The following is a 14,299-nucleotide window of genomic DNA, read 5'->3' on the forward strand; positions in this document are numbered from 1 at the left end:
TCTCACTCAGACTTTCCACAGCTGTCCAATAGAACGTCGAGCTCGGGCGAGCGGTTCCATCGGCATATCACTGTAGAGATCAGGCATCCACATGACGGAAGCGTGGAACCAATCGAAGCCTGCAAGAATTAAATGCTTATGAAAAGGACAACAAAATCAGCGAAGGCGCGGCTGGCGGCAAGCGAGCAACCTCTGCCCTTTGCCTTAAGCCTGGTCGTCGTCTCCGGCCTCATCGGATTGCTGATCGTCTGGTTCGCCGGCGGCCATTGATAGCCGCCAATATGCGACCCGGCGCACTTCCGTGATCGGAAAAAACGCGTCGGCCTGCCGAAGCGTTCGCTTTCGCAACTCAAAATGGCGCAGCGCGCAACTGCCGGTCGCGCGCCGCTTTCTCCCCGGCGATTCAGAGATTGCGGCCGGGCCCGTCAGAGCCGGTATCGCCGCCGGTGCCACCATCCTGCTCGCCGCCGCCGTCCGACGGGGGTCCCCGATCCGATCCCGCCCTGACACCGCCACGGTCACTCCGGGAATTATTGCCGCCGCCGAAGAAATTCTCGAACAGCGTGGCACTCGAACGGCAGGACTGGGTGTTGAGGCGGAAAGGCCGCGCCAGAGTGCCCTGATCGAGAATATAGGGCAGCGTGCGCAAAGCGCGGCCCTTGGCGCGGCCGCCCAGCTCATCGACATCGTTGCTGCGCGCCCGCCCGACGCCGCAATTGTCGGGGATGATCTCACATTCACCGGAAGCGCAAAGCCTCACCCGCCCCTGCAGCACGGCGACGAGCGTCTGCCGGCCGGAAGAGAAGTCGAAAGCGGTGCCGCGAATGCCGATCGTCGCATTGGCGGTCTGGATGTCATAGGCATTCTTGGCGCTGTTGCCGCTGATGAAGCGGAAGGTGCCGCGCAGGGCGTCGACCGAAAATTTCTGCGCGCGCTTGCCGCCACGCATGAGGAAACGGTCGATGACCAAGGTCGAATTGGGGCCGACCACGAGCTTGGTGCTGTCGACGAAAACGATCTGAATATTGCCTCTGCCGGTCTCGAGCCTGTCATTCTCATAGACGGCGCTGCCGGGGCTCAAAGCGCGGCCCGAACCCGTGGGCGAACCCACGACCGCGACTACTTTGCCGATGGGGCTTGCGGCCATGCCGGGCCCTGCGAGAGCAAAAAATCCAATCGTTGCCGCAAATAAAAAGCGGGCGGAACGCAACATGCAGAATCTCCACAGTCAGTTCGCCCTCTCTCAGGGGCCGAGCTTTTGACCGGTTTTTCGGAAAAAGGCAACTTACAAATATTTGCGGGGAGTGCCTGTTTCGTTCCAGGCACAGAATCATTGCGGCATAAAAAAGGCCTGCGAAATGTTTCGCTGAACCGCTGCTATCGACCGGCGCCGCCCAAGGCGGCACGCGACTACCAGACGAAGCGCACCCCGGCATTGCCGGTGAAGGCCTCATAGTCGTCGGCAAACAGATAGTTGCCGCGCACGAAGCTCGACCAGCCGTCGGGATTGGCCACGCCCAGGCCCAGCGAGATATCGCCAAAGGTCGAGCTCTGATCATCGGAGGCTCCGAAATCCGGAACGCCCGTATCGACGATGGTCACATCCGAGTCGCCGCCTGTGAGAGTCTGCCACACGCTCGCCGTCACGTCGGCCGAATAGACCGTGGCATCGGTATGGGTATGATCGACGCCGAAGCGCAGGCCGAGACGGCCGCGCACGCTCGTGTCGTCATCGAACTCGACGGTGCCGCCGAAGACATCGACGTCGTCGATCTCGGTATAGACGACCGCGAGCGATGCCTGCGGCTCGATATAGGCCGTGTGGCCGAATTTGTAGCCGGTATCGAGGCGGCCGCCGACATTCACCGCATCGGTATCGGAATCATCGCCTCCCAGGTCTTGCGGGTCGATGTCGATGTCGAGGAAGTCGACCCTCACCGTGGCGTCGGCATAGAAGGCCTGGTCGAGATAGGTCACATAGGCGCCGACCATCGGGCCTTGAAAATCCCATTCGGTGTTGGTCGCCTTGAAATCAAGATCGGAGCCGACATAGCCGCCGAAGACACCGAAGAGCCATGCATCGCCAAAGGCTTCCTTGGTGCCGAAGTCGAAGCCCGCCATGCCGCCATAGATCGTCTGCTTGCGGTCGAGGTCGTAGCCATTCTCCTCATCGTCGAGATCGATATAGGTGCCGAAGCCCTTGAACCAGAAGCCGGGGGCCATGATGGCGCCGGCGATGGGCGTCGGCTCGACCGGCTCGCTGTAATCGGCAACCGGGGTCACGCCCAGGCCCTGGAGGAGCGGGCGCAAATCGGCCTGGCGCTGCAGCACGGTCCCGATCGTCTGGAACCAGATGTCCTGCGTTGCGCCGAAGCCCGCGGGGAATTCGAAGGCGCCAGGACCCACAACGGGGTCGCCCGAGCCGTCGGGGTTCTCGGTGACGGTATAGAGCTCGTGCCAGTTGTTGAGCGGATCGAAGCGCATGTCCCAGACGAAGAAGCCGCCATTGATCGGACCAGCGAGATTGAACTGGTCTTCCGCCGATTGCGTGCCCACGATGCGCACCACCGGTATGCCCACGAGATTGGCGCCATTGGCGCCAACGACATTGACGTGAACGGTGGTCGTGCCCGCGGTGCTGCCGATGACGAAAAGCTCGTCGGACAAATGATCGGTTTCCGGATCGTTTCCCTGCCCCAGATTGGCATCGACCGCGAGCCGGCCATTGGTGCCGGTATAGGCCAAGGCGGGCGTGCCTATGCCATTCTCGAAGTCGAACTGGGTTTGACTGGTCAGCACGAGGGTATCATCGTGGTCGCCGTCGAGAAGCGAAATCAGGCCGCCGTCATTGTTGAATTTTTCCAGATTGAATATGCGTGAGGTCTCGGGATTCGACGAGTCATCGGCAGCGACCAGCGTGCCGGTGTTGTTCACGACGTCATAACCACCACCTTGATACTGAATGTCATAATTAAGAAGGTCATAATCCTCCTGGCCGCCGAAATCGCTGTCACCGCCTGCCATGTTCCAGAAGCCGTGGTTGTCCAGCGTGTCATTGCCTTCAGCGGCTTCGAAGCGGACCGTGCCGATGAGGTTGGCCCGATTGTCGACATGGGTGTTCCCGCTTCCCACGTAATAACAGTAATAATCACAGAAGTAAGCTTCGGCATTCGTGATGATGGCGAGGTCATGCGATTCGCCGGAAAGATTGCGCACCATGCCCGCATTGTAGATCGAGATGTCGCGGGCAGTGGACCAGACGCCGATGCCCCCCGTTTCGCCCTGCACCAGGCCGCCGCCGCCGACGGTGATGTCGACCACGCCATCTTCGAAAACGTCGCCGCCATGCGTGGCGGCGATGCCAAAGGCCGGATAATCCTCATAGGTGTTGCCTACGCCCGTCACCGACCCGTTGACATCGATCGTGAGATCCCAGTTGGCATTCTGGCGCGCATCGATGCCGTCGTCGCCCTCGCCCCTGACGGTGCTGCCCGGACCCGTGGTGATGGTCAGCGCTTTCCCGTTCCACGAATTAGAGGCATGGATGCCGTCACCCTGATACGCGCCCTGGGCATAGCCACCCACAATGCCATTGGCCTCGATCCTGAGCTCGCCATCGCCGTAATTCAGAGCTTGTATGCCGTGGCCGGCCCCCTTGACGACGCTCAGAGCGCCGGTGGTGATGGTGAGATCGCCGGCGACGATCCCGCCATTATAGCCGTTCCGGGCATAGATGGCGTCATAGCCATAGCCATACACTATGCCGTTGGCGTTGATCGTGAGATCGCTGCCGTCCTCCGCCGGATCATAGGCAAAACCGAGGTTCACCGCATCGATGCCATTGTGGGCGCCGCGGACAATGGTATTGGCGTCCGTGGTGATGGTGAGATCTGTGCCCCGGTTATAGGCATTGATGCCGTCGGCGACCGGGTAGGGAAATTCGGTATCACTCGTCGTCCCGGTGATCAGAGCATCGCCGGTGACCATGATGGTCGTTTCACCACTGCCAAAGTTGCGCGTGTAAATGCCGCTGCCTTCAATGGCGGTGATGGCGGTGCCATTGGCGAACACATTGATGCGGCCAACAGGCGGCGGTTCCAAGCCGTCATCCGCGATGACCTCGAGGCCATGGCCATCCAGGTTGGTGATCGAGGAGGCATTGTCGTCGAGGAACTGGATCAAGCCTTCGCCTGTAACCCGGACGCCGCCCTCCGTCACGGTCAAAGACGGCGGCGCCGTCTCCACCGCCGCGTCGGTATCGTTGTGATCGATGAAGGTCTCGGTGCCGCTGCATACGATCGTTGCAGAGCCCGAGGTGCAATAGGCATAGGCCTGACGCCCATAGCCGAGGAAGGGCACCACGGCCAGGATGGTCGTCGCCGCCAGCCGGCTGCGCAGGAGACGGCTCGTCGCCTTCCGCGCGGGGGTGTCCGACAGCATCCAGTTCAGCGGCTTTCCCATATCCCCAATTCCTTGTCCCGAATCTCACCCCTGGCGTTCATGTCGAGCTACTATTATGTCTCACCACCATGGCCAGGTCCGCCTCCTGGCGCGCCCCCTCCAAAGCCGCCGCCGGGCGGTCCGCCGCCGCCACCACCCCCACCCCCACCGCCACCGCCTGGAGTGCTTCCCGGCGGCGATCCGCGGTCACCCTTTCGGCCGGCCGGCGCGGTCGGCACCAAGGTCAGGCTCGAGCGGCAGGACTGGGTGTTGAGCCGGAAGCCCCGCGCCAGCGAGCCCTGGTTCACGATATAAGGCAGCGTGCGCAAGGCCTGGCCCTTGGCGCGGCCGCCCAGTTGATCGACATCGCCGCTCCTGGCGCGCCCGACGCCGCAGCCTTGCGGGATCGATTCGCAGCGCCCGCGGGCACAGAGCCTTACCCCGCCCTGCAGCACGGCAATCAGCGTCTCGCGGCCAGCCGAGGAGAAATCGAAAGCGGTGCCGCGGATGCCGATCGTGGCATTGGCGGTCTGGATGTCATAGGCGCTCTTGGCGCTGTTGCCGCTGATGAAACGGAATGTGCCGCGCAAGGCGTCGACGGAGATTTTCTGGGCCCGATTGCCGCCGCGCATCAGGAAGCGGTCGATGACCAGCGTCGAATTGGGGCCGACCACTAGCTTGGTATTGTCGATGAACAGTATCTGGACATTGCCCCTGCCGGTGACGAGCCTGTCATTCTCATAGACGGCGCTGCCGGCGCTTAGCGCGCGGCCCGAGCTCGTGGGCGAACCTACGACGGCAACCACTTGCCCAATGGGCGTGGCTGCCGTGCCTGCCCCCGTCAGCGCAAAAAGGCCGACCAATGCCACGAACAAAAGTCGGGCGGAACGCACCATGAAGGCTCTCCCCCAGCCAATTCCCCCTCTATGCGACTCTTTTTGGCGGCTTTGCCCTTAAAAAACAACCTGGAAGTTACGGCCGGTCACATAATCCGGTCCGATTGTGGCTTTTGGATCACAGACTTACCGGGCTGGGATAGAGGAACCGGCTGCTCGACCCCGCTGCCGCGGACTTCTGGACTCGTGGTCGAAAAAACGGAATCCGACAGGCGACGTTGGCCGCCTGTCTATCCCGTTTTCCGGGTCGTCCCCATGACGATGCCGCGATGCAGGACCCGGCTCAGGGCATTGAGGCCCGAGCGCAAGAGGCCAAGCTCGGCATCGCGCATGCGGTCGTTCTCCGAAATGCATACATCCCAGACGATGCTGGTGGCCGAGAGCGCCGATGGATCGAGCGTGTCGACCTCCCGCAACGCCTCCATGTAAGCGCGGGCACGCCCTTCGGCCTTGACCGGCATATCGGGGTCGCCCGAGCCCCGCAACGAAGGCAGGAAGCTCGCCTTGTTCTGGCTCGGCCGCTGGCCGCCCGTCGCCGCCAGATAGTCGCGCATGGTGAGCGCGAAATTATAGCCGCCATCGGCCTGCGCCGGGGTGATGATGTTCCAATGCAGAAGCCGGCCCAAGGGGGAGCCCATCACATCGCGCGAGGCGAGTTCGCTCGGTATGCCGAAGACGCGCATGCGCGCCTCGAGCGCGACGCGGCGCACTTCGTCCTGGCGCACGGCGTTCATCCTGTCGCCCGATTCGTAACGGTGCCCCGGCTTGCGCTTGCGTCCGGCTCTCATGATCATCTCCTCCTGTTGTTCGGATGCCGGAGCAAATCCCGCCAAAGTTGGAGACTTTGGCGATAAGGATTTGCTCCAAAATATTGATTTGGCGCGAATCCTTTTTCGGCGAAGTGATCCCACTTCGCCGGGATGCGCCAGGCTTGCGGCCGTCACGATGGCCGCTTCATGCGATAGCGGCCGGTGATGACGACGCCGGGCACGAAGGCCAAGGTCGGCACGTCTGCTTCGTCCTCAGGCCGATAGGCACCGATGACGGCAGCGTAGCGGCGGCGCCTCAAGTCGTAATCGGGATCGAGCCAGCGTCGCGCCGTGTCGGGCGTCACGGCGACCACGCGGGCGATGCCCGCATAATTATCGCCGCGGCGATAAAGATGCCGCGCCTGGCTTACGAGCTCCGATGTCCTGCGGCGGCGAAACTGATCGGCGCGCGCACCTTGCGGGGAAAGGGTCGGGCCGGGAGCCATGTCCGGGGAGGAGGACGGCTCGACCGGCCCTGCCGCCGCGAGCTCATCTCGAACGGCGGGTCTCGGAATCTGTGGGGACGGGAAGATGGTGATCGTCATAACTCATTTATACGTTTTTAACGTACAAATGTCAAACTTGAATGCACCACCTTTTTACGTTATATTCGTGAAATGGTGGATATTCCGGTCACGGAACGTTTGAAGGCGCTGCGCGTGCGCGCCGGCGTCAGCATGGCCGAGGCCGCGGCGGCCTTGGGCCGCAAGACGCCATCGGGCTATCAGCATTACGAGGACCCCAAAAAGTTCACCAAGCTCTATCTGCCGCGCGAGATCCTCGAGAAGCTTGCTCCCCTCTTCGCCGGCCGTGCGGCCAAGGGCGAGGTGCCGGTAACCGCCGATGAAGTCTGGGCGCTCGGGGGCTATCCCCAAGCTCCGAGAGGAGATCCGCCCGTGATCATCGATCCTCCGCTACCACCGCTCAGGACATCCCTCGTTCCGATCTATTCCGCCGCCCAGGGCGGCAAGGGCCACATCATCATCGATCTCAATCCGATCGAAGAGGTGCGTCCGCCCGATGAGCTTATCCGGGTGCGGGATGCCTATGGGATCCTGATCGTCGGGGAGTCCATGGTGCCCGCCTACAGGCCGGGCGACGTCGCCTGGGTCAATCCTCACAAGCCAATCGAACGCGATACCGACGTCGTTCTCTATCACGTTCCGCCCCATGGCGAGGCCGAGGCGATCATCAAGACGCTGATCGGCATGTCGAACCTCGAGTGGAAATTGCGCCAATACCAGCCGCCCCGCGATTTCACCGAATCGCGCGCCGACTGGACGGTCTGCCACCGGATCGTCGGCAAGCGCAATGTGCGCTGAGCTTCAGGCCGCGGCGTCCGCCATATCGCCGTCATCGGGCACCCGCCCCCAGCGCGACAGCACCACCGCATCCTCATAATCGCCGGCCTCCGGGTCGCCCCGGCGTGAAAAGGCGATCACGCCCACGGCCACCCTCTTCTGCTGCGCGACCAGCCGCTGGGCCTGATCGGCATCCTTGGCGGCAATCGCCGGTAGCGCGACAAGAGCGCCCCGGTTGGTTTCCTGATAGGGCTGGACGACGAAATAAGTCTGCATGGCCATCTGATTTTGCCTCCCTGTGCTGCGCCCAGGCTGACTCCAATATGAGAACAAATCAAGAACTTTTTGAGTTCATTGCCATATGATCTCTACGTATACGCCAATTTTCAGTTCATACGCTTTTTACGTTGACAATAACAAATTTTACGTATAGATAGAGTTCCAGATTTGGACGGAGACGGCAATGATCTTCAGCGAAGCCGAGGCCCGACGGCAGCGCAATGCGCTCTATATCGAGGCCTATGCCAAGGCCTGGGCGGAAGCCTCACCCAACGAGCGCGAATTGGCGGTGCTCGCCATGAAAGACCGATGGAGCGATGCTGATCGCGCACGACATGCCGAGCTCACAAGGCTAACCCGGCCGGCGCTCGCGCCATGATGGTCACCGCCTTCATCCCGCTCCGCGAGCGCGACATCGTGGTGGGCGACCTCGAAATCCGCATCCGCCCCATCCATGACGAAGCCTTCGCCGACGATCTCGCCTGCGATGTGTTCTTCGTCGGCGCGGACGAGAAGCAATATGCCTTTACCGATTTGCGCGCCCGCGAAGTCCTTGCCGAGATCAAACGCGAGCATCCCGCCACCTGGCGTGAGATCAGAGAAGCGGCGGAACACAACTATAAGGGCCGGGGGTAATTGACTGCAACTTCAAAGCTTGCAAGAAATTGGCGATTTCCAACGGGCGGCACCCCATCATGCGATTTCGTCTCCCCACTCGATGTGCTCGGCAAAAGGCACGTGAAATGCCTCGCTTTACCCTCGCCTCGGTCATATGCCTTGTTTTATGCTGGCCGCCTGTGTTGGCGCAAACCGCAAAGTCCGCTGAGTTTCATGTCCCGGATGTTGCTGAGTTTTATGCAATTCACAAATATCCACACGACAAGGCGCACAAGGCAATTGCAGTAGGGCCAGGCGGACATTGGGCAAATAGCTATGGGGGCAGCACGGCCGCCGCAGCATCAAAGAGTGCGCTAAATGCCTGCAACCGTATATTACGTTCATCCAAATTCAAGAAACTGCGTAGTCAAAAATGCGTCCTCTTCGATCTCGACGGGAAACGGACCGGCAACGCCGCACCCATCGGCATCCCGTTTGGCACGCCAGCTCAGGGTAAGGACTACCCCTGGCAATTCGGTAAATACTGGGACCCTAGCGGCGTCACGTCACGCGGGACAATGCTATTATTGCATGGATGCAACGGCTACAACTTCCACGGCTGGCAGATGGCGTGGGTAAACTATTATCGCGCTGCAGGCTTTCGGGTCATTATCCCGAACAGTTTCGCCGAAGTGCGCGATCCCGCGCGTTGCGGTGGACCGGGCGAAGACGGCATGGATCAGCAGACACGCATTATGAAACTGCGAGTCGCCCAGACATTGCGTACTATCGCCGGCATCAAAAAGAAGTATGCGGGCGAGCCACTTTATTTGCACGGCCATTCGGAAGGCGGCTTTGTCGCACAGGCTCTGGGTGAAAAGGTTGATGGCATCATCGTTACCGGAAGTCGCTGCGGATTTGCTGGGTTCTATTGGGTTGCAAAAGGTGTTCCCGTCCTCGTTATCGCCGGGACAAAAGATCGATCCTTTCCCGATGTGACTAGCGCAAAGGCACTGGCTCGATCCTGCAGAAATGTAAGTGGTGCCGGTAAGATGGCTTGGGTATCGGTTGCCGGAATGGACCACTATGCAGCGATATGGTGGCCAGAAGTTGAAGCCGCGATCAGCAAGTTTCTGCGGATCCCATCGCTAAAAGTCAGTCGCACGAGCGAGCATGTTTTCTTTCCCAATCTGACAGCGCGGCAGATAGAAGAGTACAGGGCGACATCAAAGCATAAGGCCATCGCCGTTAGCAAAGACGGCCCTTGGCGCTGGGATATTGGGAGGGAAAACCAGCTGGACGCCGAGGAAGCCGCTCTCTTCGACTGCGATGTTGCCATGGGTGTTGACGCCTATCAGGCGCCGTCAAACAAGCATGGTTGTGTGCTGGTTGATGTAAACGGCAAACGGTTTGTCAAGTAGCTATCGGACTGCCTTCCATTTGCATTTAAACGAAGCAAATAGAAACCTGACGAGAACAGCCCGTCATCTTCTTGACACCATTGCACCGCGACCTGTCGACATGATGATTCGCCTATTCGCACCGGTTCTCCTTTCCGCCTTTTTCCTCGCCGCGATCAACCTTCAGCCTCGGGCCGAAGCCGCGACAAGACCACCTCTCACCTGCACCTTGATCCTCGATGCCAAGTCGAACGCCACGATCCGGCGCGAAGGAACTTGCGATGAAGGTTTCAGCCCCGCCTCGACTTTCAAAATCCCACTGGCACTCATGGGCTATGATGCCGGCGTCCTGAAAGATGCGCATGACCCGGCCTGGTCCTGGCAGCCCGGAATCGAGGCGCCCAAACGCGACCACAAGACCGTAGATCCCGCGATCTGGGAACGCGACTCCGTCCTGTGGTATTCGCGCGAGGTCACGCGCCGCCTGGGGCTTAAGAAATTTGCCGCCTATGTGGCCAGGCTCGGCTACGGCAACAAGGACGTCGCTGGAGACCTGGGCAAGAACAATGGGCTCACCCATTCCTGGCTCTCCTCCTCGCTGGTGATCTCGCCCGACGAGCAGGCCCAGTTCATCCGCCGCCTTCTTTTGGATTCACTGCCGGCGACAAAGGAGGCGCAAGCCCTGACCCGCAGCGTGATGCCGGCTTTCGATGGCGCCGGCGGCTGGCGTGTCCGTGGCAAGACCGGCAGCATCTGGCTGCGCGACAAGAAGAACGAATACGACAAGAACCATCCCATTGGCTGGTTCGTCGGCTGGGCCGAGAAAGGCGACCGGCGCATCATCTTCGTCCGGCTCGATGTCGGCAGCGAGAAATCAGACCGTCCCAAAGGACCTGCGGTGAGGGATCTCTTCCTCAAGCAGCTCCCGAAGCTGATGCAGCGCTGATCCTGCTCAATAACGCTTGCTGAAGAAGCCACGGGCATCATAGGCGTCCGCAGCTTCCTCGAGAAAACCGGCGATCAAGGCAGCGTTGAACTTCTGGCGCAGTTCCTCGGCGCGCCGGCGCAGGGCTTGTGAGCTCTCCGACCGGCCGGGACGCAACAGTTCATAGGTCGACATCACGATATCCTGGGGAATTATGGCGAGCTCCGCGGCCCTTTCGAGATTCCGCGCCAGGCGGTCGCGGCCTGCGGACTCAGCAATCTTCGCCTGCAGCCTCAGTGTCTCCGGCGTGATCGCGACATCGGCCGCGGTCACCTCGCCCTTGATCACGGCATCGAGTGTCATATCCGCAAGCTTGCGCCCACGCGGCGTGGCGACGGCCTCAGGCTTCTTCTCCGACAGTGGATAGATGTCGTCACTCATTTCCCAGTCTCCCGAACGTGGCGACGACATCCACCGGCTCCGCCTCGGGATCGACTAGCTCGGTTTCGAGCGCGTAGAGGAGTGCGACGCGGACATGGAACCGCGCGCCCAGCGCCTCACCGCGCACCGGCACGATGACGGGCTCCGGCCGCTCACCATGGCTATAGCGCGCGGCATTGCGGCCCAGCGCCCGGTAGTGATCGAGGCTGATCAGCGGCGCATTGGAGAAGAGCTCGAGATTGAGATGCGGCAGGCGATCGGCCTGATGAATCACGGCCGTTCCCTTGGCCTGGATGCCAATGGCGATGCCCGAACCCGACAGTTTGGCCGCCGTCAGGCCGAGGAAGGACGTATCCGCCGTATGTCGGATGCGGACGATGCGCGCGACACCGCCCCCTTCCTCGATCCCGGCGGTCAGGGCCTTCACGACTTGTCCAAGCGGATGACCGGCCGTCGTCTGATGCAATCTCTCGGCAAAGGCCGGACTGACACCGATGACGACCTCACGGGGGTCGGTTCCCCGCTTCGCAATCGCCAGCGGCTGCAAGCGGAAGTGATCGGGGCCGGGCAGGCTCTCCGCAGCAAGCACCTTGTCGCGCGACAGCAACCCTCGAATATTTCTGACCTCCTGCCAGCGTTCGGGTTTCATCCGGTAGCCTGTGCCTGGCCCCTGATAATCATTGGGTGTGTTCACCGCGCTCATCACCTCTCCATCGCGGATGATGGCCGAGGTCTGCAGATAATCGCCCGAGACGCGCTGGCGCAGCATGAGCAGCAGATTCTCGGCCTCCGGCCCGAAGCCGCGCTTGGCCAGCGCCTTCACGATATCGATCGCCGTGATGCCGCGCTCCTTGATTTTCTCACTGATTGCCGTCGCTTGGCCCGCGGTAAAGCTCTCCGTCTCGTCCGAACCCGAGGCGAAGACCACCGAGGACCGCATGGCTTGCGTGACCTTGGCGAGGCCCAGCTCGTCCAGCACCGCTGAAAGGGCCTCGGTCGCGCGCACTCTGAGACTCAGTATGCTGTCCTCGCTCGCCGGCACGAGGCCGCCATCGACCTCGAAATCGCGCTGCAGGACGAGATAATCTTCGATCTCCTCGCCATTGAACAAGGAGGCATTGAAGGAATTGTCGTATGTCTTGATCGAGCCGAAGCCCGAGCAGATCAGGTCCGAACCTGCCATGAGATAGGGCGCGATCTTCGCGCCGACGCGGATTTCCGACTCACTGATGCGGGTATCATTGCCCGAAGCGCATTCGAGCCCGAGCCATACCGCCAGCAGATTCTCCGCCATGAGCTCGCGGACACCGCCCGCCATCGAAGCGGTGAGCGGCGCCCCGTCAATGCCGCCATTCTGCGTGCCCTGGATGCCCATGGCGCGCTGCAGGCAGAGGCAGCGCGCCTCGAGATAAAGCAGCGAGCGCTTCTCATGAAAGCCCATCAGCAATTCGGCGGCGGCACCCGACGTGCAGCGGCCCTTGATGCCGCGCGAGGCATAGGCCGCGGCGAGGAAGGCCTTGGACCAGGGCGTGTCGTCGCCATCGATGAAGGCGCGCTCCGTGCCATAGACGGAAACCGTCTCGGCATAGGAGGCAAGACCGGCAAAGCCGATCTGCAATTCCTCGGCCTCTTCGATCGAGCACTGGAACAGGACGCCGCCGCGCCCGACGGCGGCGCCCACGGTGCAGGCGAGCGCGTTGGACCAGGCATTGCCCGCCACCCGCATGGTGGTCTCGATCTCGTCGAATCCGAGGGCTACGGCCGTCGCCGCGTCGGCCACCAGCTGCAGCGGATCGTCCTTGGCATTGGTCACATGCGCCTGGTTTCCCGGCGCCTTGCGCTGGCGCATCTTCGAATAGGCGAAGGCGATCTCGAGCGCCGACAGCTTGCCGACCACATCGGCGAGTTTGGCCGGCGTCATGCCGCGCGCCAGCCTTTCGAGCTCCGCGCGCGGGACATTGATGTCGACCAGCATGCGGGCAAGGCTGAGCGAGTCTATCCGCATCGCGGTCTCGGCCGTGGCGAGATCGAGATGGTGGCGCGCAATGAACATGTCGATGATGTCGAAATCGGCAACCTTGCGTCCGTCCATAGACAAGAGCTTGCCGTCCGCGATCTCGACCGCGGGCTTCGGGTCATGCGGGCTGGAGAAGACCGCAAAGCCGTTCTCGGCATCCTCGACGGCGAAGCGATCGAGATTGAGCGGCCGCTCTTCCCATTCGGCGAAGCGGCGCCAGCGGTTGGAAGAAGGTGAGGTCGTGTTCATTCGGTGCTGCGCATGAGATAGATCAGACAAATGGTCAAGGCGATGATCACCGCCAGCAAGATGAACGAGACCGCCGCAGCCTGCCCGATATCGAGAAAACGGAAGCCCAGCCGGTAGGCATAGAAGCTGATCGTCTCCGTCGCCTTGCCGGGGCCACCCTGCGTCAGGATATAGATCAGGTCGTAGCTTTTGAGCGCCGAGATCATGCGGATGAGGATGGTCACCAGGAGCACCGGCCGCATCATGGGGATGACGACATGCCACAATATGCCGAAGGACGAGGCGCCGTCGATACGGGCCGCTTCGATCGGTTCGCCCGGCAGGGCTTTCAAGCCGGCATAGAGCATGATCAGCATCAAGGATGTCTCATGCCAAGCATCAACGAAGACGATCACTGGTAGAGCGAGGCCGGGATCGCCGAACCATCCTTGCGGCGGAATGCCCACAAGGCCGATGAGCCAGTTGATGATGCCGAGATTGGGGTTGAACATCAAGCGGAACATCAACGCGACCGCAACCGGCGTCATCAGGACCGGGATCATCAGAATGACCAGATAGATGTCGCGAAAGCGCAGTTCGGGCTGGTTGAGGAGCAGCGCCAGGCCAAAGGCGATCACCAGCTCGATGACAACACAAAGGACGGTGAGCTTGAGCGTCACCCAGGAGACGCCTGCGAGTTCGTCCTGGAATACCGCCACGTAGTTGGCGAAGCCGGTGAAACCGCCGAGGCCATAAGTGATGATATATTCGTGGAAGCTCAGATATATCGAATAGATGAGCGGGGCCGCAACGACCAGCGCCAGGACGATGACGGTCGGCGCCATAAACAGAAGCGAGGTCCAAGTCCGGCGCCTTTCGGCGCCGGACTTCGGTTTCATCCGCAAAGCCATGATGCCTGGCCGTTCGGCGGAGTTGAGCAGCGTCATCCGAAGCGGACCCGTATTG

Annotated in this window: 15 protein-coding genes; 6 read left to right on the plus strand and 9 right to left on the minus strand. The window is 61.3% G+C overall.

Annotated elements, in window-relative coordinates:
* The first annotated feature begins 138 nt into the window (after positions 1-138).
* On the plus strand, positions 139-270 hold the full coding sequence (locus DS839_RS36945) for a hypothetical protein (RefSeq protein ID WP_368911687.1): 132 nt from the start codon (positions 139-141) through the stop codon (positions 268-270).
* 133 nt (positions 271-403) lie between these two features.
* On the opposite strand, the gene DS839_RS16350 is transcribed toward DS839_RS36945, so the two are convergent.
* The 5 genes from DS839_RS16350 to DS839_RS16370 all read right to left on the minus strand — a co-directional run bounded on the left by DS839_RS16350 (position 404) and on the right by DS839_RS16370 (position 6,690).
* Positions 404-1,147, minus strand: a complete 744-nt coding sequence (locus DS839_RS16350) for a FecR family protein (RefSeq protein ID WP_162918585.1) — start codon at positions 1,145-1,147, stop codon at positions 404-406.
* 263 nt (positions 1,148-1,410) lie between these two features.
* Entirely contained in the window at positions 1,411-4,461 is a 3,051-nt protein-coding gene (locus DS839_RS16355; protein ID WP_119271510.1) for an autotransporter domain-containing protein, read from the minus strand.
* 53 nt (positions 4,462-4,514) lie between these two features.
* Positions 4,515-5,336, minus strand: coding sequence for a FecR family protein (locus DS839_RS16360; RefSeq protein WP_119271511.1), 822 nt, complete (start codon positions 5,334-5,336; stop codon positions 4,515-4,517).
* A gap of 230 nt (positions 5,337-5,566) precedes the next feature.
* Positions 5,567-6,124, minus strand: a complete 558-nt coding sequence (locus tag DS839_RS16365; RefSeq protein ID WP_162918586.1) for a hypothetical protein — start codon at positions 6,122-6,124, stop codon at positions 5,567-5,569.
* Positions 6,125-6,276: 152 nt separating this feature from the next.
* On the minus strand, positions 6,277-6,690 hold the full coding sequence (locus DS839_RS16370; RefSeq protein WP_162918587.1) for a hypothetical protein: 414 nt from the start codon (positions 6,688-6,690) through the stop codon (positions 6,277-6,279).
* 72 nt (positions 6,691-6,762) lie between these two features.
* Between DS839_RS16370 and DS839_RS16375 the strand changes: the two genes are divergently transcribed.
* Complete coding sequence (locus DS839_RS16375; RefSeq protein ID WP_119271514.1) at positions 6,763-7,467, plus strand: LexA family transcriptional regulator; 705 nt, start codon at positions 6,763-6,765, stop codon at positions 7,465-7,467.
* Positions 7,468-7,470: 3 nt separating this feature from the next.
* Here the strand turns inward: DS839_RS16375 and DS839_RS16380 are convergent, their stop codons facing one another.
* A complete protein-coding gene (locus DS839_RS16380) occupies positions 7,471-7,728 on the minus strand; it encodes a hypothetical protein (RefSeq protein WP_119271515.1) in 258 nt (85 codons plus the stop codon).
* A gap of 181 nt (positions 7,729-7,909) precedes the next feature.
* Between DS839_RS16380 and DS839_RS16385 the strand changes: the two genes are divergently transcribed.
* The 4 genes from DS839_RS16385 to blaOXA all read left to right on the plus strand — a co-directional run bounded on the left by DS839_RS16385 (position 7,910) and on the right by blaOXA (position 10,668).
* Positions 7,910-8,104 (plus strand): hypothetical protein, encoded by a 195-nt coding sequence (locus DS839_RS16385; protein ID WP_119271516.1) that lies wholly within the window; start codon positions 7,910-7,912, stop codon positions 8,102-8,104.
* Positions 8,101-8,361 (plus strand): hypothetical protein, encoded by a 261-nt coding sequence (locus tag DS839_RS16390; RefSeq protein WP_119271517.1) that lies wholly within the window; start codon positions 8,101-8,103, stop codon positions 8,359-8,361. Before DS839_RS16385 ends, DS839_RS16390 begins: the two co-directional genes overlap by 4 nt.
* Before the next feature lie 164 nt (positions 8,362-8,525).
* Positions 8,526-9,743 (plus strand): alpha/beta hydrolase, encoded by a 1,218-nt coding sequence (locus DS839_RS36520; RefSeq protein ID WP_162918588.1) that lies wholly within the window; start codon positions 8,526-8,528, stop codon positions 9,741-9,743.
* A gap of 100 nt (positions 9,744-9,843) precedes the next feature.
* Complete coding sequence (gene blaOXA, locus DS839_RS16400; RefSeq protein ID WP_119271519.1) at positions 9,844-10,668, plus strand: class D beta-lactamase; 825 nt, start codon at positions 9,844-9,846, stop codon at positions 10,666-10,668.
* Between the two features lie 6 nt (positions 10,669-10,674).
* On the opposite strand, the gene DS839_RS16405 is transcribed toward blaOXA, so the two are convergent.
* Genes DS839_RS16405 through DS839_RS16415 form a run of 3 tightly spaced genes read right to left on the minus strand, consistent with a single transcriptional unit; the run spans position 10,675 to position 14,232 of the window.
* Positions 10,675-11,088, minus strand: coding sequence for a diol dehydratase small subunit (locus DS839_RS16405; protein WP_119271520.1), 414 nt, complete (start codon positions 11,086-11,088; stop codon positions 10,675-10,677).
* Complete coding sequence (locus tag DS839_RS16410; protein WP_119271521.1) at positions 11,081-13,354, minus strand: propanediol/glycerol family dehydratase large subunit; 2,274 nt, start codon at positions 13,352-13,354, stop codon at positions 11,081-11,083. The genes DS839_RS16405 and DS839_RS16410 overlap by 8 nt, the downstream gene beginning before the upstream one ends.
* On the minus strand, positions 13,351-14,232 hold the full coding sequence (locus DS839_RS16415) for a carbohydrate ABC transporter permease (RefSeq protein WP_162918589.1): 882 nt from the start codon (positions 14,230-14,232) through the stop codon (positions 13,351-13,353). The genes DS839_RS16410 and DS839_RS16415 overlap by 4 nt, the downstream gene beginning before the upstream one ends.
* Positions 14,233-14,299: the final 67 nt, after the last annotated feature.

The organism is Taklimakanibacter deserti, from assembly GCA_003574785.1.